We start from the raw sequence: 24669 nt of genomic DNA, 5'->3' as shown, positions 1-24669 counted from the left end.
TTTCGTTACATTTAACGAAAATAACTTAAAAGTACTAGTTATCCCCGCAAAAAAAGACCTCCGCACTCTGTCGGAGGTCTTTGTTCCTATTTATGATTCCCTGAACTGGCTTTCATATAATTCCCGGTAAAAACCGTTCTGGCTGAGAAGTTCGGCATGGGTTCCTTTTTCAGCCATTTCGCCGTCTTTCAGCACAAGAATCTGATCGGCTTTTTGAATCGTATTCAGCCTGTGAGCGATGATGACGCTTGTTCTGCCCGCCATTAAACGGCCGAGCGCTTCTTGTATTTTCACTTCCGTCACCGTATCAATGTTGCTTGTCGCTTCATCCAAAATGAGCAGAACCGGGTCGGCCAGCACAGCTCTCGCAATGGAAATGAGCTGTTTTTGGCCTTGGCTGATGCCCGCGCCGTTTTGGGTAAGAACGGTATCGTAGCCTTTGGGGAGCCGTTCAATGAATCCGTGGGCATTGGCGGCTTTAGCGGCTTCCTCCACCTCTAAGTCAGATGCATCCAAGCGGCCGTAGCGGATATTTTCCCTGATGGTGCCCTGAAAAAGAAATGAATCCTGCAGGACAAACCCCATATTTTTTCTCAGACTGGATCTCGTCAGTTTTTTGATGTCCGTTCCGTCGATAAGAATTTTCCCTTCATTCGGCTCGTAAAAGCGGGCGATCAGACTTGTGACGGTTGTTTTACCCGCTCCGGTCGGGCCGACAAAGGCGATTGACTGTCCTTGCGGAACGCTGAAGGACAGATGTTTTAAGATCAGGCTGTCTTCCTGATAGCCGAAGGAGACATCTCGGAATTCAATCTCTCCCGTTTTGATCGGCTGGTACAGCGCATGCTCTTCGTCTTCCCGCTCCTCTTTTTCATCAAGCACGTCAAACACCCGTTCAGCCCCGGCGATGGCCGATAACATCGTGTTGAACTGATTGGCTAAATCATTCAGAGGGCGCGTGAACTGCCGTGAGTATTCGGCGAATACGACGATGGAACCGATTGAGATCCACCCTTTCAGCGCAAACAGCCCGCCGACCGCCGCTATAATCGTAAAGCTTAAATTGTTTAAAGAGTTCATTACTTTCGGAATGAATCCCGAAATGGTCTGCGCCCAAAATCCCGATGATTTTAACGCCGCGTTTTTTTCTAAAAATTGCTCCATGACGCGGTCTTCCCTCGAGTAGGCTTTAATGACTTTCGCTCCTGATATCGACTCTTCAATAAAACCGTTCAGCTCGCCGAGGTTTTTCTGTTGCTGCTTAAAGAGCAGTCCCGTCCGGCTGGTGATCCATTTAATGCTCAAAAACATGATCGGAATAATCAAGAGCGTGATCAATGTTAAAAGCGGGCTCATGTACAGCATGACGGCGATTGTGCCGACGAATGTAATGACGCTCGACAGCACCTGAATGACTGATGTATTTAAAGTGGAGCTGACATTTTCAATATCATTGGTGACCCGGCTCATCAAGTCGCCGAGCCGCTGTTTATCAAAAAACGGAATCGGCAGTTCATGCAGATGAGTAAACAGCTCGCTCCGCATTTTAAACACGGTGCTTTGAGAAATATTGATCATCCAATAGTTTTGAAACCATAAGGACAATGATTGCACGAGGTAAATCCCAAACAGTATGAACAGCACCCCCGCCAATCCGTCTGTCGTCCGCCCGACGATGAAATGATCAATCGCTTTCCCGATGACGAACGGTCCGAGGAGGCCAAATATGGCGCTTATGACTACCATGATGATCACGAGGGACAAAAGCCCTTTTTTCTCGGCTACATAAGACCAGATCCTGCGCAGCGTGCCTTTTGTATCTTTTGCTTTCGCGCGTTTTCTGCCGCCTTCATTTGATTTGAGCGGTATTTTCGGATATCGGAAAGGTTTACGAATGTCTTTCTGCACTGTCAGCTCCCTCCTTTCCGAATTGTGATTCATAAATCTGCCGGTACAAATGAGACTCTGCCATCAGCTCTTGGTGCGTGCCTTTTGCCAGCAGCTCGCCGTCTTCAAGCAATAAGATGGTGTCAGCCTTTATCGCGGTCGTTATTTTTTGTGTAATAATCAGTGTCGTACATTCATAAGACCTGATCGCCTTTAAAAGCTTTGCTTCCGTCTGAAGATCCAGCGCGCTCGTACTGTCATCTAACAGCAGGAGGGACGGCTTTCTGATAAAAGCGCGCGCGATGGAAATACGCTGCTTCTGCCCGCCTGACAAATTGACGCCCCGCTGTCCCAGCACCGTGTCGTATCCGTTTGACAGCTTCATAATGGTTTCATGGATTTGCGCGTCTTTGGCCGCTTCCATTACTTCATCTAGTGAAGCATCCTCCCGCCCCCATGCGATATTTTCACGGATTGTGCCTGAAAACAGGAGTACTTCCTGCGGAACATAGCCGATTTCCCTGCGCAGTCCATGAGCGGAGAATTCACTGATCGGTTTGCCGTCAATGAAAATACTGCCCGAATCAGCCGTGTACAGGCGCGGAATCAGCTGAAAGAGCGTTGATTTTCCTGAGCCCGTCGCGCCCATAATGGCAACCGTCTCTTTCGGATTGGCAGAAAAGGAAACGTGATGCAGCGCGTCTTTTTCCATGCCCGGATAGCGGAAGGACACTTCGCGAAACTCAACGCCGCCTTCAAGCGTCTGTGCCGGGTCGTGCCCCGTCCCCTCGCCGCCTTCTGTTTCCAGCACCTCGCCGATTCTTTCTCCGGAAGCTTTCGCCCGGGAAAATACCATGATAAGAAAAGGAAGGACGGACAGCGCGCCTGTAATCCGCGTCGCATAGTTAATGACGGAAACGACATCGCCGACCTGCGCTCCGCCCTGATCAATGCTTTTGGCGCCGAACCATAAGATAAATAAAATGCAAATGTTCATCAACAGCATTAAGATCGGCATCGCCGCTTCCACGAGCCGAAAAGCGGAGACTGTCTTTTCCATCAGCTTCGTATTTGATTGCAAAAAACGTTTCACTTCGTGGTTTGCACGGAGGAGCGCTTTAATCAGTTTGATCGCCGTCAGGTTTTCCTGCATGATCGTGTTGACCTGATCGAGCCGCTTTTGTACAGATCGAAACAGCGCGCCGCCTCTTTTCAGCACCCACAGTAAAAACAAAAGTAAAATCGGCACCGTGACCAGCAGAAAAAACCCGAGTTTCGCATTGACGGTCAGCGAGAGAATAATACCGCCCGCGATCATTAACGGCGCCCGGAGCATAAATCGGAGACTCATAAAAAGCATATTCTGGACCTGCGTCACATCGTTTGTCAGCCTAGTGATAAATGATGTGGATGAGAATTGCGCAAACGTCGAATAGGAGAAGGATTGAATTTTTTGAAAAAGTCCTTTTCGCGTATCATACGCATAGCTCTGGCTGATATGGGCGGAGTAGAAAGAATTTAAAATGCCCGAGGCGAATGAAACAACGGTCAGTCCGATCATCACGCCGCCCCACAGCCAGACCGTTCCGAGCTCCTGCTTCAAAATTCCTTCGTCAATGATTTTCCCGATCAGCAGGGGCTGTATCAGCTCTACCGCAAGCTCGATGAGCATGAAAAACAGAGCGATCCCCGCCAACAGAGAATACGGTTTTACATATGATAAAGCCTTTGACATGTGTAAGCCTCCAAATTCTTTGTTCAGTTGTATGTATATTTATTTTATTTGTTTGTCGTAAATGAATAAAGGATTAACCCTTGAACCCGCACTTTTATTATGTACTTTATGAAGAAAAAACGGAAATCATTGAAGACCAAAATTGAAGAATAAGGGATGCAGATATATGGAGGCTGTCTTTTCTTTTTACCAGCTTTCTGAACCGGAGCCTTGATTTTAAAATGAATTAGCGGAGCCTTTAAAAAGGCGTCCGCTAGTCATTTATGCTTTGTCATTTCATTTAACGAATAAAAACGAGAGCGACCCCGAATCCTTTATCAGCATCAAACTCTTTGATCACTTTCATGACCTGCCAGCGCTGGTCTGGAGAATCGGATTTTGTGGCAATCCCATTATGAGCGTGAATAAAATCTCCCGCTTCCACAGTCTCATCGCATCTGACAAATACCTGACCGATAAGCCCGACAATGTTCCACTCGTCTCTTTCTTGTCTTGAAGCGTAGTCTTCTTCAGGCCGAAAGTCCGGATTTTCTTTTGGCGCCATGACCGTATGGCCGTTTGCATCTTTCTGTTCTTCATAAACATAGCCGCCAAACTCATTCTTTACGTATCGTCCCGACCAGTGAAAACTCGACTCACCAAGAATTACTCCGGCAGTCTCGGAAATAACCCCAAGCATGAGATCACCCTTTTCAGCCGGTCTGATCTTATCACCTTCAAGTGTGACAAGTGTTCCCGTCGGAATCTTCTCCCCGCTCAGGCTCTCAAAGTACTCAGCGTAGTCAGAGAAGGTCGAGGAACCTGTTACGCCTCCCGAAGCCTTAATTGTTCCTTCTTTTGCGTGAAGCTCAATTTTTCTGTTTGCCGATGACGGAGTGCTGCCGGCACCCCAGCCCCATACAGTTGAGTTAGCTTGTGGGTTAATCGTATTATATGAACCGATTACCCCGGATTGAGAACCACCTGCAGCCTGTCCCCGGACAGAACCGACGACAAAGCCATTAGTTCCTGTAACGTGGGAATCTTTAGATGCCATAACAGAAGATCCTTTATGTTTAAACAACTCATACGGTGTTTTTTTACCGCCTACATTAAATGTTGTTTCATATCCCTGAAAATCAATATTTGATATATTCAGATCCGGACCCGAAGAATAGAGTCCGACCGTTCCGCTGCTGGCTCCCAATCTATGCCCGTATACATTGCTCACTGTGCAATTATCAACGCCGCCGCCAAAAGCAAGACCCGTCGTGCCGCCGTCAACTAGAAAAACGCCGTCAATCATGCACTTTCCTACCGCATTTTCTCCGCCGAGAACATAAAGATCATGAGCAGCGGAGCGGAACCCGCGGACCGTAATATTCTTCAGATTGACATACCGTCCTTTGTAATAAATCATAATGATCGTGTCATTGCTGTAATCATATGATCGATCTTCACAAATCGCCTGGAAATTCACTATATTAACTGAATCATAGCCCGAAACAACCAAAGCACTCGCTCCGACGCCTTTATATATAGAATTTTGTTTAGGATTTGTTGCCTGGCAATTTACTAATTGAACATCATGGGCAGTTTTTGATGTCGGCTCAGTCGATAAATGGTGGCCAATATGTCTAATACAAAAACCAATGGCATTTTCGTAAGCACGGCAATTAGCTAGCTGAACCCGTTTAGCTGCCGGTGCATAGTCATGCGCCTTAATTTCAAAACCGCGGGCGCCGCCAATTGCAACACAGCTATCTACAAATACATCTTGGGAACCGTCATCGATCTCAAAGCAATTTGAATTTGACGTGCCATTCCCATTTCCCATCGGGTGATAGGAAATACAATGACTAAAAGTAGTATGGTACCCGAAATGACAAGTAAAGTTATCATCGCCGGACCCTGTTGCTTCACAATGAGAAAACGTTACAAAGTTACAGCCATTGGGCTGATAATAAGTCGGGTCGTCCATTTCTCCATGTCTGTTATAGTTCGGGCTTGTAGAATCAAAGCCGTGCAGGCCGCCGTTCTTCACAAACACATGTTCGACAAAAGAATAGTCCACATTCGCAAAAAGCAGACAGCTTGAAGTGGGCCCTTTCGGAATCTTCCAGCCGGCAGGACGCGTATCCTTATTCCAGTCCAGCGTGAGATGGCCGACGTAAATATTTTCATTACCGTTCGTATAGTCACTGTTGGTCAGAACAGAACGGCCGACAGGTGTTTCGTCTAATAACTTAATGACCGTTCTTTTCTTACCTGCTCCGACAAGCATTGTATTTGACGGAACAAACAATCCCGATGTTCTGAATACACCTGCGGGAACGGTTACGACATAACCTCCGTCGGCCATCGCATCATGAAATGCTTGCGTATCATCTGTTACTCCGTCACCTTTAGCCCCAAAATCCATAACGTTTCGCTCTGTAACGTGTTCAAACCTGTTTTCATACATTTTAAGTCTTTCGTTTAAGTTTTCATAAGTTGACGTGCCATCGTTAAGGGCGGCACCGATTTTGCTGTCAATCGCTTCAAAGTTTTGAGCAATGCTTTCAACTTCAACACCCTCAGTTTTATCAGGTTTGTAAAGTCCTAAGAAAGTCGTATAGTTTGTCATTGGTTTGCCTCCTATTTTTAATTGCTAATTAAAACACCGAACATCACAGAAGTCATTCACTCCTGCATGTACAGGTGGCAAAGGTATGACAAATTCAGACATTTTTTCAACACACATAAAAAGAGCGCCGGATAAACCAGCGCTCTTCCCGTTCTGCACACAGCCTGCTGCTGCGGTATGCTAACCGTTCAGTATTTTCTCAACACGCTCCCGCATTTGCGGCACGCCTAATCCGACGATGACCTGAAGCGCCCTGCCTTTTCTGACGACGCCGTGGGCGCCCAGCTCTCTGAAATCGGCATCACTTTTGACTTTTGAATCATCAGCGACAGTGACGCGGAGACGGGTGGCGCAATTGGTGACCTCCATAATATTGTCTTTTCCGCCAAGCGCCTCAATATACAAAGCGGCTGTATCCCGCTGTGTTTCGTCTGCCGCCGCTGTTTCTTTTGAAGCCTGCTTCCGTTCTCTGTACTCCTTTTTCGAATAGAGCTTTGTTTCCTGCCCTTCTTCTTTTTCTCTGCCCGGTGTGGCGATGTTGAATTTGAGAATGAGGAAACGGAAGACGAAAAAGTAAATGGCGGTAAAGCACAATCCGATGATGATCTGGTATACATACGTCATGCCGTGGCTTGACGCCAGCGGGATCCAGTTTAAGGTCGCCGTTTCAATCAAGCCGCCGCCCATATTTCCGACGACGCCGGCCATATACATGACGGTTGCCATAGAAGCGGCAAGCAAAGCGTGAACCGCAAATAAAAACGGCGAGATAAAAAGGAATGTAAATTCAATCGGCTCCGTAATCCCGGCGATAATGGATGTCAAGGTGACCGGAATCAACAGGCCGGCGACGATTTTTTTCTTTTCCTTTGAAGCCGTGGCGTAAAAGGCGAGCGCGATTCCCGGAATGCCGAAGATTTTCGAGTTGCCGTGAAGTGCGAAGCCCCCCTGCGGGAACAATTCTTTCAGCGGTTTGACGCTTTGGGAGTATTCTCCGAGATGCTGCGCCCAATAGGTGACGATACCGCCTTCAGCCACAGCCGGACCGAAAACAAACGGCGAGTAAATAAAATGATGCAGGCCCGTCGGAATTAAGATCCGCTCCAAGAATGTGTAAATCCACACGCCGATTGCCCCGGAAGAAACGAGAAAGCTTTGCAGTGATCCGATTCCGGACTGAACCATCGGCCATACGTATGCCACCGCGAGTGAAATCGGTATCATAATGAAAAAAGAAATAATGACGATGTACGAAGATCCTTGAAAAATTCCCAGGAAATCCGGCAGTTTTTTATCAAAATACCGATTGTGCAAATAAACGACAATAGATGAAATAAAGATGGCGCCGATAATATTCGTATCAAGCGTTTTGATGCCGGCGATCATCGTCAGCCCGCTCGTTCCGCCGACTTCCTGATTCATATCGACATGAAAAGCCCCGCCCCAAACCGTCAGAATCGCATTGATAAAGTAATTGAATGTCAGATATACTGTAAGCGCTTCCAAACAAGCCCGCGCCTGCGCTTTTTTCGCTAAAGCGACAGGTATGCCGATCGCAAACAGGAGCGGCATTTGATTAAAGACGGTCCAGCCGCCCTGTTCAATGACGTACCAGCATTGATACCAAAGCCCGTCAGGATCACCCAGCGGCCCCATCAGTGTTTTATTTTTAAAGAGCGTACTCAGACCGACAATAATGCCGGAAAATGCAAATAACAAAACAGGCACAAACATCGCGCTGCCGAAGCGCTGGACTTTTTGCATCATTTCATGTGACCTCCCGCTATTTATCAAAATTTTCAAGCTCTTCATAATCAACATATGCACGGAATAACGCTTCGCCCACCAGAAAAAACGGGGCAAATGCGACGATTTCCGTTTTATCGCTTAACGTCACCGGCTTGCTGGTCGCATAAAGGTTATACGGCGTTGTTTGCGCCAGTACGTTGTTTTTCAGATTGGTGATTGAAATAAACGGAACTCCCTTTGCGGACAGGGTCCTTACCTGCGGAATTAATTCGGGTGTTTCCCCGGATAAAGAAATGATGATGAATACGTCATCGACCTTAAAATCGTCACACATGATATCAAACTCTGTGATGTCCTGAATTAAAATCAGATACTTCCGCCGGGATACAAACATCCGCTGCAGCTCACGGGCGCACACCCTCTGAGCCGTGCCCGATCCGTAAACGAAAATCCGTTTTGCTTCATCTATCAGCCGGCACATCTCCGTCATATCTTTTGACTTCACGTATTTTACGTTGGCTTCAATATCATCCAGAAGCTTTTCAAACGTCATATTCTCGCCCTCTTCAGGCTGATCCTCCCATTTCAGAAAAACCCGGAATTCACTGTAGCCGCTGAAGCCGAGTTTTTGGGCCAGCCGCAGGATGGAAGACCGAGAGACATTGCAGGCTTTCGCCATATCATTGATACCGAGATGGTAGCACGTATGCTTATTGTTCAATATATATTTTAAAATATAAAAATCGTTGTCATTTAATTTCGCGTAATGCTGATTAACCAGTTCTTCAAGACTCATTCCAAAATCCCCCCGTTTTCTTTCTATTATATAGAATAACAGATGAAGAAAACGGGGAAGATTGTCATCAGGAAATATGCGACGGACTTACGTCAAGCTCAGGCCAGTAGTCTTTATTAGCCTCCATCAGATCTTCAAGGATCAGTCTTGCCACACGGGCATTCGGCACTGTTTTTGACAGGATCAGCGCCTGCCACAGCTTTTGAAATGACCGTTCTTCCCAAGCTTCAACCGTCAGTTTTTCGACAGATAACTGCTGCTCCATCAGGCCTTTTTGAAATTGCGGAATGTTCCCGACTGAGAGCGGTTCCGGTCCGTTTGAACCTACGAGACAAGGAATCTCAACCATGGCTGATGAATCAAAGTTTGCGATCGCGCCGTTATTTTCAACGATTAACAGCATTCTCTCCCCGGTGTTGTAAGCGATGGCCCGGGCAAGGTCGACGATATAGGAAGCATGATCGTCAATTTTAATTTCACTGTTTTCCGACGACTGTTCACGTGTAATCATGTCACATTGGCTGAAGATGAAAGCTTCGCGCCCTTCCATGACTTCGTTGGCTCTCGTATGATTCGGATTTGATTTTTTCACCATATCATCCGGGAATAAGTAATATTGCAGATACGTGTTCGGAAGCGTATCCGGATCGGCCGCCTGAACATCGCGCGCTTTTTTGAATGTGTCATTCCAGCTTGCTTCAGTCTGCTCTGCCTCTGTCTTCGGAACGTAGCCATATTCACGGACATGCTCTTTCAGCTTCGGCATTAAATCATTGCCGTGCTGATCTGTAATGGAAGTCCACCAGCCGAAGTGGTTCAAGCCGTAATAGCGGACGTTCATTTCTTTTCGGGAAGATAATCCGAGGATGTTCGCCATGCGATCCTCAATTCCGACCGGCATGTCGCAGATGTTCAATATTTTTGAATTCGGTCTGAGGCGCCGTGTAGCCTCAGCCACAATCGCCGCCGGATTGGAGTAATTCAGCATCCATGCGTCAGGCGAGTACGTTTCCATATAATCAAGAATTTCCAGAACGCCGCCGATAGACCGCATGCCGTATGCAATTCCGCCCGGCCCGCATGTTTCCTGTCCGACCACGCCATACTTCAGCGGGATTTGTTCATCAAGCGCGCGCATCGCATATTTCCCGACGCGGATATGCGCCATGACGAAATCAACATCCGTAAAAGCCGTCTCTGGGTCATCAGTCGCCAAAAATTCAATGTCCGGCGCTTTTTCTTTTAAGAATACCTCACACGCACCCGCAATCCGCTCCTGCCTTTCTTTATCATTGTCATAAAGTTTCAGCTTTCTGATCGGAAACTCTTCCAGGTGATTCAAAAGCATTAATACAATTCCGGGGGTAAATGTGCTGCCGCCGCCTGCAATAACGATTGAGAATGATTTGTCTGTCATGTGAAGCCCTCCTCTGATAACGTTTACATTTTATTTATATCATGAGAACGGCTTCTCTGTACCGGGTTTGGGGGAGTTAGATCATTTAATCATTTTTAGTTATTTTTCTCAAAAAGCGGGAAAGTTCTCACAGGAACATAAAAGGTCTGCTTTGATCAGCAGACCTTTTCTCAAAAATGCTCTTGTAAATCAGAAAGCAGCACTTCCTGCTCAAATTGAGGATTTCCGACCGGAAAAATCCTGGCTGTTTCTTTGTCTTCGTTGACATGCTGAATATAAATCGGGACTCCTTCATACGTCACATACGCCATGGCGGCGGATTCAGCAATGTCTTTCGCACGCTGTGTATTCACGTCTCAAACCTCCTTTGGGCCTCACACATAACGTGTCCGGCAGCCAAGAGAAGTATGCTTGTTTCTTACAATTGTCCGGCGGTGAGTTTGAATTTTTTGAGGCGTTTGTAAAACGTGCTACGCGGAATCCCCGCAATTTTGGCGGCCTGCGTGACATTTCCCTTCGCCGATTCAAGCGCGTTTACGATCATGTTTTTCTGAATGTGCTCCCGTATAGAGACAGGAGGCGCTTCTTCTTGTTCAAAAGGCTGGGCCGCCTCTTTAAGACCTGACGCTTCAAGCAGGGATGCGAGGGGACGTCCGGACAGCCGTCCGTCCGGGAACATGACGGAAAGACGTTCAAACACATTAAACAATTCTCTGATATTCCCCGGCCATTTCCAGCCCTTTAATATGTCTAAAAAGTCATCAGGAAGCTCTCCCGGCCACCTGCTGTTTCGCTGAAATTCAAAGAAGAGGCCGGGAATGTCTTCAGTGCGTTCTCTTAATGGCGGAAGATGAATCGGACAGACGTGAAGCCGGTAAAATAAATCTTCTCTCAGCTTTTTGCTTTCGACAAGCTGTCTCAGATCAGTGTGTGCGGCGGTGATGATTCTGATGTCGATGGGAATTTCTTTTGTCCCGCCGACCGGGGTGACTTTCCGTTCCTGCAGCACCCGTAACAAAGCCACTTGCATGGAATGTGATATTTCTCCGATTTCATCGAGGAAAAGCGTGCCTTTATCGGCTTTTTGCAAAGCGCCGATCTGTCCTTTCCGTTTCGCTCCGGTGAAGGCGCCTTCCATATAGCCGAACAGTTCGCTTTCAATCAGCTTTTCGGGGACCGCTCCGCAGTTGACGGCGATAAACGGGCCGTTCTTTCTGGAGCTGTTGTTATGAATCGCCCGGGCGGCAACCTCCTTTCCCGTGCCGGTTTCCCCTGTCAGACAGACGGTTGCGTCCGTTCGGGCGACAAGCTCCAGCTGCTGCAGCATATTTCGGGATGACCGGCTTTTGCCTGCGGCACCATGAAATATAAAAGCCGGCTTTTCTTCCCGTTTGGTTACATAAAAGCATGTGAAGCCGTTCTCCTCCCGTTTCGCCTGCTTGATTTGAAAGCCCTGTTCCTCAAGCTCACGCAGCATATGTCCGGTAAAATGCTGAACGGGGGGGCTTGCGGCGATAATCCGGTTGATTTCATTACAAAGCACGATTGGCTCACGAGACCGGGTAAGCCCGGCGAATTTGCTGATCATGTCAAGCTCTGTCATCTTCATCTTTAAGGCAAGCTCCCGTTCCGCCGTATAGGCGATGGAGGAAGCAATTCCGAGCATAAAAGGCTGAGCGCGGGAGGCGGGGCAGGAAATATCAATGACACCCGCCAGCCGCCCGTCTTCATAACGGATCGGCGCGGCGGAACAGCTCCATTGATGGGAAGCGAGCGAATAATGTTCAGAACCGTGTACCATGACCGGCTCATTTGTATAAAGAGCCGTACCGATCGCATTCGTGCCGACCGCCTTTTCTGTCCAGCAGGCGCCTTTTAAGAAATTGATGCGGTTCGCTTCATGAATGGTGCGCGGGTGGCCGTCAACTGAATGGACAACGCCGTCGGCATCAATCAGGAGAACCATCATTTCCATTTCCCGCATCGCCGTTTTCATTTTTTCTGCATACGGTGCCGAGGCCGCTAAGAATAACGCATGCTTCTCGGCCTGCCTTTCTAAATGATCTGCCGGCATCACATTCGGCCCCTTTTCAAGATAAGGATTGACATCAGCTTTTTTGCAGCGGTGCCATGAGGCGGCCACCCGCTTCTGAATACAGGATTCATCAAGCACGCCTTCTTTCACAAAGCGCTTCCAGGTTTTAAAATCATTCCGAATGACATTCATTGTATTCGCTCCCCCCTGTTCAGACCATCTTTTCATATATTGTAGGGGAAAAGTAAAGCGCTTTCAACGAAAAATACCCCTTCTCAGTCCTGAGAAAGGGTATCCCGGCTATACGGAATGCACAGCGAGGCCGGTGACATTCAGAAGGGCTTCCTGAAGCGTTTCCGAAAGAGTCGGATGCGCGGTGATAAAGTGCTCCGACATATCCGCCGTCATTTCGCCGTTCATCAGCATGACCGCCTGCCCGATCAATTCCGTCACGTCAGGCCCGATCATTGACACCCCGACAATTTCTCCGAATTCCGGTTCGGCGATGATTTTCATTTTGCCTCCATGCTGATGTTTAATTAATGCCTTGCCGTTAGCGGAAAATGAACATTCTCCGATTTTTACATCTCCGTATTTCTCTCTCGCCTGTATTTCCGTCAGCCCGACAGCGGCCATTTCCGGAGATGTATAAATACAGCGGGGCACCGCCCGCATATTGGCTTTGCTGTCCTTTCCCGTGGCATGCGAAGCGGCGGTGATTCCTTCATGAATCGCGGCATGCGCCAGCTGCATTCCTCCGGCCGCGTCGCCGCACGCGTATATATGCGAAACATTTGTCTGCATATGGTCATTGACTTCAATGCCGCGCGGAGAATAAAGGATGCCGGCCTGCTCCAGATTCAGCTCTTGCAAACGCGGCTTTCTGCCGATTGCGACCAGAATGTGATCAGCCTGCGCCTCAATTTCTTTTCCGTCTTTTGTCCACACGGCGGTTTTTCTTTCCCTGTCAATCCGCTGGAAGGAAGCTTTCGTCTGAATATCAACTCCGCTGTCTCGTAAAGAGTCTTCAAAAGCGGCCGCGATATCTTCGTCTTCTGCCGGGAGCAGCCTGTCAGCCGATTCAATCATCGTCACTTTCGTTTTAAAACGGCTGAATAAAGAGGCAAACTCACAGCCGATCACACCTCCGCCGACAATGAGAAGGGAGGACGGAATCTGCTGTAAAGAAAGGACATCTTTGCTGTCGATCACCCAATCGCCGTCAAAGGGGGCAAAAGGCAGCCCCGCGGGTTCAGACCCTGATGCGATCAATATCCGGCCGGCTTCCAGAATTTCTTTTTCGCCTCCTTCCCCTTCAATCAGCAAAGTTTGATCTGAGAGAAATGAAGCAGTGCCGCTGATGACTCTAATTTTATTTGCTTTCATTAAGTATTGAATGCCCTGCACGAGCCGGTTGACGATTTGCCGTTTGCGCCCCTGCATCCGGGCCCAATTGAGCGTAATGTTTTGCGGAAGTTCGATGCCGAATGTATTTGCGTGCCTGATTTTATCAAGCACATTCGCGCTTTCCAACAGCGACTTTGTCGGGATGCACCCCTCATTGAGACACGTGCCCCCGAGCGGCCCTTTGTCTATCAGAACGACTTCTGCTCCCCTCCGCGCGGCAGCCACGGCAGCTGCATATCCGGCAGGCCCTCCTCCGATAATGGCTAGTGTCAATCTCTTCACCCCTCTCTATAAAATCAATCCGGCCGGCTCTTCAAGCAGCGCTTTAACCGTTTTCAGGAAGTCCGCAGCCGGAGCACCGTCACATACTCTGTGATCAAAGGTGAGGCTCAGCGGCAGCACGGTGCTTTTGACAAGCTCATCTCCTTTGAACGCCGGCGTTTCATAGCTTGCGCCCACTCCGAGAATACCGGCTTCAGGCGGATTAAGGATCGGGGTGAAATGTTCAATTCCATATCCCCCGAGATTTGTAATAGAAAAAGTCGACCCGTGAAGATCATCTCCGGAAGCATTTCCTTCCCGCGCCCGGCGTGCAGATGTGCTGATTTGATCCGCAAGCTCAAGGAATGAAAGCTTTTCCGCATCACGGATCACCGGCACGACAAGGCCGTTTTCAAGAGAAACTGCCATCCCGAGATGGACATGCGGATAGGTAATGATCCGCTCCTCTTGATAAGAGCTGTTCAGCTCAGGATGCTGTTTCAGCGCAAGCACCGCGGCCCGGGATACAAAATGCGTGACCGTCAGTTTAACACCGCTCCGCTTTTTCGCACTGTCGGCCAGCTGTTTCTGCCATTTCACAAGCTCCGTAATGTCCGCTTTCATGGTCAGTGTCAGCTGGGCGCTGTTTTGCAGGCTTTTGTGCATTCGGTCTGCAATCACTTTTCTCATTGCTGAGGCCGGTTTTCCCTCCGGCTGTGCCGTCTGAACCGAAGACCGCGGTTCAGCTTCCGTCTTCATCGCCTTTATGACGTCGGCTTTTACGATTCTGCCCCCGGGCCCCGTCCCGTTCAGCGTATCAACTTTCAATCCTGCCTTCTCCGCCATTTTTCGGGCCACAGGGGATATTTTCACGCGGTGTTTACGCTCTTTCCCGGCTTTGGGAGCGGGAATAGTTTCAGGTTCTGCTTGTGGTTCCCCGGCATTTTCAGGGGCCGGTGCCTCCTTCTCCTGCACCTTTTCACCGTTTTCCCCGATATAACAGATGGCCGTTCCCGGCGGAACTCCTTCTCCCTCTTTGACTTTAATGTGAAGGAGCGTGCCGCTTTCGGGCGCTTCTACTTCCATTTCTATTTTTTCAGAGTTGATGCTGGCGATGCTTTCTCCCTTTTCAACCGGATCGCCGACTTTCTTATTCCAGACTGATACTTCACCTTGCTTCATCGCCATTCCCAATTTCGGCATTACTACTTTTACAGCCATACTATATCCCTCCTTTAATTCATTGCCGGCTCGCCAAGCAATTCAAGCGTGACGCTGACAATTTGATCTGATGTCGGCAAATATTGATCTTCAAGCACTGGCGAAAACGGTACTGGTGTATGCGGCGCTGTAATTCGTTTAATCGGCGCATCAAGCAAATCAAAGCCCTTGTCGGCGACAATCGTTGCAATATCCGTAGCGATGCTGCAGCGCGGATTGGCTTCGTCAATGATGATCAGCCGGTTTGTTTTTTCTAACGATGTGAAAATCGCTTCCTCATCCAAAGGAGACAGACTTCGGGGATCAAGCACCTCAGCCTCGATGCCTTTCTCAGAAAGCTGTGCGGCCGCTTCAAGCGCGGTATTGACCTGTTTGCCGATTGCAAACAGCGTGATGTCGCCGCCTTCACGTTTGATATCCGCTTTTCCGAGCGGGATTGTATAATATCCTTCCGGCACCTCGCCTTTCATGCTGTAGGACGTTTTGTCTTCAAAAAAGAATACCGGATCATTGTCTTCTATTGCCGCCAGCAGCAGGCCTTTGGCGTCATACGGATTGGACGGAACAACTGTCTTCAGACCCGGGATGCTGGTGAAAAGGCCATACAGCGCCTGTGAATGCTGGGCAGCTGCCCGGAACCCAGCTCCGTATGTGGTGCGGACGGTAATCGGCACTTGCGCTTTTCCGCCGAACATATAGCGGAATTTCGCCCCTTGGTTGATCACCTGGTCAAAGCACGTGCCGATAAAATCATTAAACATCAGCTCCGCAATCGGTCTCAGCCCGGTTGATGCCGCAGCCATAGCCGCACCCATGTAGCCCGCCTCGGAAATCGGTGTGTCCAGCACTCGGCTGCGTCCGAATTCCTGTACGAGCCCCTTTGTGACCCCCAGTACACCGCCCCATGCTTCATCATCCTGTAAATGATCGACAGCCGCTCCCCCGGCGACATCCTCACCGATTAAAAGCACATTTTCGTCTCTTCTCATCGCAAGCTTCATTGCTTCATTGATCGCGTCTGACATGCTTATGACTCTCGCCATCTCACATTCCTCCTTTTTCATATGACACGTAGACGTCTGTCAACAGCTCTGACTCTTTCGGATATGGACTGTCTTCACTGAACGAGACGGCTTTTTCAATCGATTCGCTGACACGCTGTTCGATGTCGGACAGTTTATTGGCATCTGTTTCTTTTAAAAGATAGTTTTTAAAGCCTTGAATCGCATCCTTTTCTTTAATATGCTCAGTCCTTTCATCCTTTGTTTTATAGGTTTGGGCATCTCCTTCGAAATGGCCGTAGTTTCTGTAGGTCATACATTCAATCAAAGACGGGCCACCGCCGTTTCTTGCTCTTTCTATCGCTTCCTCGGCTGCCTGGTAAACTGCTAAAATATCTTTTCCGTCCACCTTGACCCCCGGCATGTTATAGGCAGCCGCCCGATCAGCGATTGAATCACAGGCTGACGCGTACTCAAATGTTGTGGCTTCGCCGTAGCCGTTGTTTTCGGCAACAAATACGACAGGAAGGTTCCATACTGCCGCTAAGTTCAGCCCTTCATGGAAGGTGCCTTGGTTATTTGCTCCGTCTCCAAAAAAGCAAACGCTTACATTGTTAGTCTGTTTATATTTAGCGGTGAGCGCTGAGCCGCATGCGAGCGTAAATCCGCCCCCGACGATTCCATTTGCCCCTAGCATCCCTTTATTGAGATCGGCAATGTGCATTGAACCGCCCTTTCCTTTACACAGTCCGGTCGCTTTCCCGAATATTTCCGCCATCATGCCATCCAGATCACAGCCTTTGGCGATACAATGGCCATGTCCCCTGTGCGTGCTTGTAATACTGTCGCCATCATGTAAATGAGCGCACACCCCTACAGCTACCGCTTCCTCACCGGCATACAAATGGACGAATCCGGGAAGCACTCCCTGTGCGAACAGTTCATGAACTTTGTCTTCAAAGCCCCTGATTTCCAGCATCTTTTGGTACATCCACAGCGCTTTTTCCTCAGTTAATGACAAGCCTTCTCGTTTTAACAATTCCATTTTTTGTGCGCCTCCTTCTATTTAGGGTTCACATTAATAAATGCAAAAAGTGTGCCAGCTTTTTGAGCCCGTAAAATCAATGGTTTTGTTTTTACACTGTGAGACAGTTTGAGACAGGTGTCTCATTTTGTCTCGATCTGATCCACCTGTCTCGTTTTAAGGCACACAAAAAGACCGGACATCACCCGGTCTTTGACAATGATCGACGTATTTATTTCCTCGGAAATGTTTTAATCGCTTCATTCTTCTGCACCTTTTGTCTGAATGGCTGTTTTCAGAAGAAAATCAATTGATATTTGACATAACCGAAACTGCCGCCCCCGTCCTTCTGCATACAGTCTATCGTGCCGTTTGCGTATGCATTTGCTGTGCTACAGTTCTTGCTTTTCTTCAACTGCCCGATTCAGCGCTTGAAGCATGTAGCCAATCCCTTTGTACGAGGACAGAGGCCAGCTGAGATGCTGATGTTCTCCGATGACGGCGTTTAGGACGCTTCGGTATTTTTTCCCGCCAAGCATGATAAGCTCTTTTGTATTAGAAAAGCCCTTTTCATAAAATTGGCGGCGCAGCTCCTCCGCTGTCATGATCTCCGGATGGCCTGTTCCAAAAGTAACATCGTAATTTTCGGGAACGGTATCATCAGGACGAAGGAATCCATGCTTCGCCGACAAAATCACCCACTCATCGAAAAATGCTTTCGCATACCGCTCGCACGCCTGATGAAACGGGCTGAGATAAGCGTCTTCCGCCCTTATCGGCCCTGTATCCGGATGGATGTCCCATATTTTTTTCTTGCCGCATGGGATGATGCATAGTCGTTTCATGTTTCTCTCCCTTGTGTTGTTTCTCATATCAATGTACCACTATCCGCTTATTTCTGCATGACTAATAATCAGGGTGCAGGCGGGGTAAAGGCTGCACACAAAAAGACCCGGAATTCGTATTGAAATCCGGGCCGAATGAGAAATTGTTTATATCACTGCTGCTCCATCCCATCAAGATACTTTCTCTCAAAGTCATCGAGCAATGCACGCACTTCATCTGTTGACTTTGTGTTCATGCATTGATTTCTTAATTCACTTGCTCCTCGAAATCCGCGGAGATAAATCTTGAAAAAGCGAGGAAGAGGTTTGTATGGACGTGCTTCTAATTTTGAATATTTATCGTGAAGATCCAGATGCAGCCTTAAAAGATCAAGCAATTCCTTACTGCTATGCTCTCTCGGCTCCTTTTCAAAGGCGAATGGATTTGTAAAAATACCTCGTCCGATCATAATCCCATCAACACCGTATTGTTCGGCAAGTTTTAAGCCGGTTTCCCGGTCAGGAATGTCCCCATTGATCGTCAAAAGGGTATCTGGCGCTATCTCGTCACGAAGGTTCTTGATTTCCGGGATCAGCTCCCAATGCGCATCTACTTTACTCATTTCCGCTCTGGTACGAAGATGAATGGAAAGATTGGCAATATCCTGCTTCAATACGTGTGTCAGCCAGCCGCGCCATTCGTCTACATCCGTGTAGCCAAGTCTGGTCTTCACACTTACCGGCAGTCCTCCCGCTTTCGCTGCTTGTATTAATTCGGCTGCAACTTCAGGACGGCAGATCAGGCCGCTTCCCTTTCCGTTCCCCGCCACATTAGGTACGGGACAGCCCATATTGATATCCAGGCCTTTAAACCCTAATTCCGCCATCCCAATGCTCATTTGACGAAAGTTTTCAGGCTTGTCTCCCCATATGTGGGCAACCATCGGCTGTTCATCCTCCGTGAAAGTCAAACGGCCGCGGACACTATCCCTTCCATCCGGATGACAATAGCTTTCTGAGTTTGTAAACTCAGTAAAAAACACATCAGGCCTGCCTGCTTCACTTACGACATGGCGGAAAACAACATCCGTCACATCTTCCATTGGTGCCAGCACAAAAAATGGCCGTGGCAATTCACGCCAGAAATTATCTATCATAATAATTCATATCCTTTCATTAGAGACTACGGCTGTATCATGTATTCCAAAATTAAAAAACTGACCATGCTTTCCTTTTACACTTATAGCACGCGAAAGCATTTCTTATCAAACGATAGTAAATTTTGAACATTTCACTTTTTACAAGTTAAAAAGTGAAAAAGCTAACTGAAATAGAACAGATCTAATAGAACACCTTCATTGAGTTAATGTAATAGAGTGTCACTATAAACACAGTCAACTCCTTAACCTTATAATAGGTTCGAGAGCGAAAAAAGTGTGATGATTATCTACACGTATTTTTTATTTATATTGTGGTTTATTAATACTAGCGCTGATCTTCCTCTTTCTTAGCAGCCTTACTTTTAAACTTTTTGGATAAAAAGTATTCCAACCCAAATAGAATATCATATGAGTTCTCCCTATTACCAATTCAAAATAATTATCCTGTTATCGAAGAGAAAATATTTAACACTGCACCATATCCGTATCTCAATATCATTTGCGGAAAAACTAATTTCAAGAGCTATTTGATTAAGCAAATTGAGTTTGGGGTAGTATATCTGATACTCAAGAGAATGTAAAAAGAAAAAGCCCTAACTTGCCGCTTGTGAATCACATGGAGTAAAGAGGATGAGATGAGATGGGAAGAGAAAATAAACTCGAACTTAAAAGAATTCAAGAACTTCAATCTGGATCATTTGGGATTTGGCTTATGGTTTAGAAATAACCAACGAACAAGCGGCAACCTGACAAAGATTGCTTTTTTCTGGCCTATACAGTATATGTACTAAGGGTCGATTGGCTTTCAATGGTTTCGATTCGGTAATCCTGATCCAGAGCCAATAAAATAGACTGCTGACTAAGTGTCGCAGTCTTCATTCATAAGATTAATAAGAAAGTGTTCATTTTCTTTCATAATTAAATAAGGCATCAGAAGTTATTGCTTTAATTTCGAATATCCTTTGTTATACCGGTGATTATTTGTATAACAGTGAAAACCCCTAAGAAAACAGTGACAATATTAAACCATGGATTTTCATAGAATGAAAGATATTTTTGAAAGAAATCCAGTTCAACTATGTTTGCTGGGAAGCCATTCATTTCTCTATACTTAGGACCCCATCCCGTTAATTCTACAAAATTAAAATAAAGCTGTGAAACTAAAAATGCCAAAACCGTTTGAAACCAACTTCTTTTATATAACGGTCGTTTTTTGTTTACTTTATCCATTTAATTATCAGTTTCCTTTTCTGCAATACTTTTTTAGCCAAGTGTCAATCTAAAATCATTATATTATGAAGCATGATTGTCGCAATAATTACTTATTAAGGATATAACCATTGTAGGTATTACTGTAATAGTTGTTATCGTTGGTCCCACTTGCGGTTCCACCTCGGCACTATTATTTAATTGTTGTAATGCTAATACGTTATTCATAATTAATCCTCCATTCTTCATTTGATAAATTTAACATTTGAATTTAGTCTTACATATAAATAAAGAACTAAGTCACCCACTTCATTCATTTTCCATTGACAATAAATAAGAAGTATGGGATAGTGAAAAGAATTTATATGAAAACTAAATTTATTCCTTTTTTAGAAACAGGAAAAGGATTGGGGTCCTTTTCCTGTTTAGGCTTTCATATAATGTATGAAGACCAAGCGTACTTTTTTAGTGTGTTTGGTCTTTTATCCGCAGTTATTGCTAATAGTAGATGTGCCAACTACCGTTGTGATTAGTGTAAGTAAGCCACCTTTGCCTTTTGAAGCTTCTACTTCAGTTCCTTCATTCAGTTGTTGAAGTTCCAATACATCTCTCATTCAATTTCACCTCCTTTTTATTATTTATTACAACTATTGCTAATAGTAGATGTATCGATGAGTGTTGTCAAGAAGTGTCCACCCAGCTGTTTCTACTTCAGCACTAGAAATATGCAGAAAATCTTTTTTTGTTATGTTTGGTCTTTTATTAGCAGTTGTTGCTAATAGTAGATGTGCCAACTACCGTTGTGATTAGTGTAAGTAAGCCGCCTTTGCCTTTTGAAGCTTCTACTTCAGTTCCTTCATTTAGTTGTTGAAGTTCCAATACATCTCTCATTCAATTTCACCTCCTTTTTATTATTTATTACAGCTATTGCTATTAGTAGATGTATCGATGAGCGTTGTCAGAAGTGCCCACCCAGCTGTTTCTACTTCAGCACTCGCAGAAAATCTTTTTTTGTTATGTTTGGTCTTTTATCCGCAGTTGTTGCTAATAGTAGATGTGCCAACTACCGTTGTGATTAGTGTAAGTAAGCCGCCTTTGCCTTTTGAAGCTTCTACTTCAGTTCCTTCACTCAGTTGTTGAAGTTCCAATACATCTCTCATTCAATTTCACCTCCTTTTTATTATTTATTACAGCTATTGCTAATAGTAGATGTACCGATGAGTGTTGTTAGAAGTGTCCACCCAGCTGTTTCTACTTCTGAACCTTTACTCAATTGTTGCAACTCTAGTACTTCATTCATTTGTTCATCCACTCCTCTTAAATATCTTAACAGTTGTTGCTAATAGTAGATGAGCCAACTATCGTTGTGATTAGTGTAAGTAAGCCACCTTTGCCTTTTGAAGCTTCTACTTCAGTTCCTTCATTCAGTTGTTGAAGTTCCAATACATCTTTCATTTAGTTTCACCTCCTTTCAAGTACTCTTTCTTAGATTATCCTTCTCTCTCATTAGCAATGATTACTAAGGGTAGATAATGTAACTGAAATAGTTGTTAGAGTAACAGTCCATGCCGTAGGCTCCACTTCAGATTTTTCATCAAATTGTTGAAGTACCAGCACCTCTTTCATTTTCTTTTCTCACCTCCCTTCATAAGTTCTGTATATTAACTGCTTTAATTCTAATCTTCAATGATTATCATCGAATATAAGTGTTAGAGTTTTAATTGTTTAATAACAATTCTTTTTTTGTCTTTCTTAAGAAACTATCAATTTTTATTATTGGCAACCAATATAACGGATTTGAAAACTGGATAGAGTTTATGCCCAATATTATGCCAGCACTTCCGGAGTAGTAATCATCTGCTAAACGAAAGCTGAAGTTTCCAGGGAATAATACTTGATCATCTTTGCGGATAAGAAACAATTCTAGTTTTCTCAATGCCAGCTCAATATGCTGACTGATTTCATTTTTTTCCTTAGTCATTGGCGGGATTAACAAGAAACTACCGATCCCATCAAACAATCCACCGCTATATGCGATCCTTACTTTATTTAAATTGATTATTTGCTCTAATTCTTCTCTAAATAAATTATTATTTTTTACATAATTTAAATACCAAATAGCAATTCCTATTCCGATTGATCCCCCAGATAAATAGGGTAATAATCGAGGGTTTTGATCATCATATGTTTGCAAAGTATTCGTCTCTTCATCTACCTTACAATGTTTTAAATCTCGCTCAATATATTCTTTTGATTTTAAATAATATTTTTCATTCTTAGTAACTGAATATAATGCCGCATAGAATAAAGATATTCCTGACCAACCATCAATCAAACCTATAGGTACTGCTGCAAAATCAGTCACTGATAATTTATCATCTTCAATAATCCTTTTTTCTATCTGATCAGCAATTTTTTCAGAAGTAACCAAAAAATCATTATTATTTTCTTCCATGTATAAGCTAATTAATGAAAGACCTATTCCCGACAATCCTGACCTTAATGAAATATCTTTCATATCTTCATATGACAGATTATTGAATAAGTCCATAGCTTGCTCTATGTATCCCAATTCATACAATGTTGCTGCGATACCAGCTCGTCCTGTAAATAACCCAACATCATCATTAAGAACATTCAATTTTTCAAGTAAAACATTTTCAATCCAATCCCAAACTTCCTTGCTGACGTTTCCAGATCTGTACAATGCCAATGCAGCTCCAGTTCCCCCAGTTAGTACATTTAACTTTCCAGATGGCATTACAAATTGCCGTACATCGCCATGAATTAGCGAGCTGTTGGGCAAAATATTACTCTCTATACTGTTTCTCAATCCTTTTATTACTTTTGACATGTCCATTTCTTTTTGTATTTTACTGTCATAACTATTCTTGAATATCTTTTCTTTGGTGTCAGATAAGTATTTGTCACATAGATTTTCTGTATTTACAACATATTGATAGACATCTTTGCCAAACTCGTCCTCTATCCACATATCATGTTTCTTTTTAATGGTTTCTTCTATATCAGCAACCGGACCTATTGGCAGAATACAAAATCTTAAAACTTTCTTTAGTGCATACCAATCACGCTCTTTATGATTCTTATTTTTCTTATTTGTGTAGCCAATTGTTTGCAACGCTCCGTTTTCTTCAGAGAGAGCACTAGCAGCCTCAAAATCAATAATCTTAACATTTGATTCGGGGGTTATCATTATATTTTGGGGTTGTAAATCTCCCATACCAACATCTTTACTATGCACTAGTTTAATTGTTTTGACCAAGCTATTAATTATTTTTTTCACCTTACTAATGTATTCATTTTTATCATTTTCAACGTTGAACGGATAATTGATTGCACACCAGGTTTGAAGAGTTACACCTTCTACAAACTCTTCAACTAAAAATACATGTTTCCAAGCTTTAAAGTAATCAAGTACATTAACAACACCTTCAACATCTGTAAGTTTATTTAATGCTTCGTATTCTATATTCAATCTATCAATCGCATCATTAAATTGACCATCTAACCCTACTTTAGGTCTTCCTTCTTTGATTACTACTTTTTTCCCATCCAATTTCCTTATTCCAGTATATATACCGCCACCATTATTAAACCTAAGGACTCCTTGGAACTCATAATCATTAAAATTACTTACATCTTGAGTATCTAATAAGTTATTCTTGGAATCTAAATACTGATCAAAATCACTTACGAATTCAGGTATTTTATAATACGGCTGTCTATTATCCGGAATTAGGTTTCCATTTTCGTCTTTAATACAAAGTTCTCCTCTTTCATTGTAAATATTCTTAAACGCACCATATCGGTAATATATATTGCTGTCCTTCCACGATTTATCATTTAGTATGTATGGTCCATTCTCATAATGTTTTAATTCTTCATAAAGTTCATTCAATAACCTGAAGAACATGTTATTAGAGGAAGGATAGATAGCGATAAATTTTCCAGATGAAGTTCGATTACCATGCTTCGAATTCATATTAAATAGAGATTGTTTATCTTTAATATGTTTAAATGGTATCTGATGTTTAAATATAATTTGACTCACAACTTCTAATATATCCTGAGCATTATTCATTGTTGCACTTACGTGTATTTTCCAGCCTTGTTCTTTGAGGGTATGATTTGGATTATTATAAAACTTCCATGGTGATTTGTATTCTGTACTAACAGTATAGTAATTTGGTATATTATGTACTTCATATGGATCAGTCTCTGCATTTGGGCTTTTCTCTATATAGTATTTTGAATCTTCACTCATGTGTTGGAAATAAACTAATTTTTTGTCCATTTTGTTTTCGCCTCTCTTAAGCC

General features: G+C 44.8%; 23 protein-coding genes. All 23 read right to left on the bottom strand.

Features of this window, described 5'->3' with window-relative positions:
* Positions 1 to 90 precede the first annotated feature (90 nt).
* On the bottom strand, positions 91 to 1908 hold the full coding sequence (locus BAMF_RS24465; protein ID WP_013351419.1) for an ABC transporter ATP-binding protein: 1818 nt from the start codon (positions 1906 to 1908) through the stop codon (positions 91 to 93).
* Positions 1889 to 3622: an ABC transporter ATP-binding protein gene (locus tag BAMF_RS24460; protein ID WP_013351418.1), complete on the bottom strand. Its 1734-nt coding sequence runs from the start codon at positions 3620 to 3622 to the stop codon at positions 1889 to 1891. The genes BAMF_RS24465 and BAMF_RS24460 overlap by 20 nt, the downstream gene beginning before the upstream one ends.
* A gap of 280 nt (positions 3623 to 3902) precedes the next feature.
* Entirely contained in the window at positions 3903 to 6227 is a 2325-nt protein-coding gene (locus BAMF_RS24455; protein ID WP_013351417.1) for a peptidase G2 autoproteolytic cleavage domain-containing protein, read from the bottom strand.
* Between the two features lie 180 nt (positions 6228 to 6407).
* The gene (locus BAMF_RS24450) at positions 6408 to 7994 is read right to left on the bottom strand and encodes an alpha-glucoside-specific PTS transporter subunit IIBC (RefSeq protein ID WP_013351416.1); all 1587 of its coding nucleotides are present in this window, start codon (positions 7992 to 7994) and stop codon (positions 6408 to 6410) included.
* A 16-nt stretch (positions 7995 to 8010) separates the two neighbouring features.
* Positions 8011 to 8772, bottom strand: coding sequence for a MurR/RpiR family transcriptional regulator (locus BAMF_RS24445; RefSeq protein ID WP_013351415.1), 762 nt, complete (start codon positions 8770 to 8772; stop codon positions 8011 to 8013).
* Between the two features lie 67 nt (positions 8773 to 8839).
* Positions 8840 to 10189, bottom strand: coding sequence for a maltose-6'-phosphate glucosidase (gene glvA / locus BAMF_RS24440; protein WP_013351414.1), 1350 nt, complete (start codon positions 10187 to 10189; stop codon positions 8840 to 8842).
* Between the two features lie 170 nt (positions 10190 to 10359).
* Entirely contained in the window at positions 10360 to 10542 is a 183-nt protein-coding gene (locus BAMF_RS24435) for an H-type small acid-soluble spore protein (RefSeq protein ID WP_013351413.1), read from the bottom strand.
* Positions 10543 to 10607: 65 nt separating this feature from the next.
* The gene (locus BAMF_RS24430) at positions 10608 to 12416 is read right to left on the bottom strand and encodes a sigma-54-dependent Fis family transcriptional regulator (RefSeq protein ID WP_013351412.1); all 1809 of its coding nucleotides are present in this window, start codon (positions 12414 to 12416) and stop codon (positions 10608 to 10610) included.
* Between the two features lie 108 nt (positions 12417 to 12524).
* Entirely contained in the window at positions 12525 to 13904 is a 1380-nt protein-coding gene (lpdA, locus tag BAMF_RS24425) for a dihydrolipoyl dehydrogenase (RefSeq protein ID WP_013351411.1), read from the bottom strand.
* A 15-nt stretch (positions 13905 to 13919) separates the two neighbouring features.
* Positions 13920 to 15113: a dihydrolipoamide acetyltransferase family protein gene (locus BAMF_RS24420; protein WP_013351410.1), complete on the bottom strand. Its 1194-nt coding sequence runs from the start codon at positions 15111 to 15113 to the stop codon at positions 13920 to 13922.
* 14 nt (positions 15114 to 15127) lie between these two features.
* Positions 15128 to 16156, bottom strand: coding sequence for an acetoin:2,6-dichlorophenolindophenol oxidoreductase subunit beta (acoB, locus tag BAMF_RS24415; RefSeq protein WP_013351409.1), 1029 nt, complete (start codon positions 16154 to 16156; stop codon positions 15128 to 15130).
* Position 16157: 1 nt separating this feature from the next.
* Entirely contained in the window at positions 16158 to 17159 is a 1002-nt protein-coding gene (gene acoA / locus BAMF_RS24410) for an acetoin:2,6-dichlorophenolindophenol oxidoreductase subunit alpha (protein ID WP_013351408.1), read from the bottom strand.
* Between the two features lie 371 nt (positions 17160 to 17530).
* Positions 17531 to 17983: a DUF6884 domain-containing protein gene (locus tag BAMF_RS24405; protein ID WP_013351407.1), complete on the bottom strand. Its 453-nt coding sequence runs from the start codon at positions 17981 to 17983 to the stop codon at positions 17531 to 17533.
* A 152-nt stretch (positions 17984 to 18135) separates the two neighbouring features.
* Complete coding sequence (locus BAMF_RS24400; protein ID WP_013351406.1) at positions 18136 to 19119, bottom strand: tRNA dihydrouridine synthase; 984 nt, start codon at positions 19117 to 19119, stop codon at positions 18136 to 18138.
* Between the two features lie 948 nt (positions 19120 to 20067).
* Positions 20068 to 20352 carry a YfzA family protein gene (locus BAMF_RS24395; protein WP_014469913.1) on the bottom strand — a complete coding sequence of 95 codons (285 nt, stop codon included), beginning with the start codon at positions 20350 to 20352 and terminating at the stop codon, positions 20068 to 20070.
* A gap of 63 nt (positions 20353 to 20415) precedes the next feature.
* Positions 20416 to 20559 carry a class III lanthipeptide gene (locus tag BAMF_RS42180; protein WP_181185673.1) on the bottom strand — a complete coding sequence of 48 codons (144 nt, stop codon included), beginning with the start codon at positions 20557 to 20559 and terminating at the stop codon, positions 20416 to 20418.
* A gap of 254 nt (positions 20560 to 20813) precedes the next feature.
* Entirely contained in the window at positions 20814 to 20945 is a 132-nt protein-coding gene (locus tag BAMF_RS41675) for a class III lanthipeptide (RefSeq protein ID WP_014469912.1), read from the bottom strand.
* Between the two features lie 148 nt (positions 20946 to 21093).
* A complete protein-coding gene (locus BAMF_RS41670; RefSeq protein ID WP_014469911.1) occupies positions 21094 to 21222 on the bottom strand; it encodes a class III lanthipeptide in 129 nt (42 codons plus the stop codon).
* A 137-nt stretch (positions 21223 to 21359) separates the two neighbouring features.
* Complete coding sequence (locus BAMF_RS41665; RefSeq protein WP_014469910.1) at positions 21360 to 21491, bottom strand: class III lanthipeptide; 132 nt, start codon at positions 21489 to 21491, stop codon at positions 21360 to 21362.
* A gap of 20 nt (positions 21492 to 21511) precedes the next feature.
* Positions 21512 to 21631 (bottom strand): class III lanthipeptide, encoded by a 120-nt coding sequence (locus BAMF_RS41660; protein WP_187265387.1) that lies wholly within the window; start codon positions 21629 to 21631, stop codon positions 21512 to 21514.
* Between the two features lie 26 nt (positions 21632 to 21657).
* The gene (locus BAMF_RS41655; protein ID WP_014469909.1) at positions 21658 to 21786 is read right to left on the bottom strand and encodes a class III lanthipeptide; all 129 of its coding nucleotides are present in this window, start codon (positions 21784 to 21786) and stop codon (positions 21658 to 21660) included.
* Positions 21787 to 21837: 51 nt separating this feature from the next.
* Positions 21838 to 21957 carry a class III lanthipeptide gene (locus BAMF_RS42175; protein WP_187265338.1) on the bottom strand — a complete coding sequence of 40 codons (120 nt, stop codon included), beginning with the start codon at positions 21955 to 21957 and terminating at the stop codon, positions 21838 to 21840.
* 91 nt (positions 21958 to 22048) lie between these two features.
* Positions 22049 to 24646, bottom strand: a complete 2598-nt coding sequence (gene lanKC, locus BAMF_RS24390; protein ID WP_013351405.1) for a class III lanthionine synthetase LanKC — start codon at positions 24644 to 24646, stop codon at positions 22049 to 22051.
* Between the last annotated feature and the right edge of the window lie 23 nt (positions 24647 to 24669).

This window comes from Bacillus amyloliquefaciens DSM 7 = ATCC 23350 (assembly GCF_000196735.1).
In the GTDB taxonomy this organism is placed as follows: domain Bacteria; phylum Bacillota; class Bacilli; order Bacillales; family Bacillaceae; genus Bacillus; species Bacillus amyloliquefaciens.
This window is presented reverse-complemented; position numbering and strand designations above follow the sequence as displayed.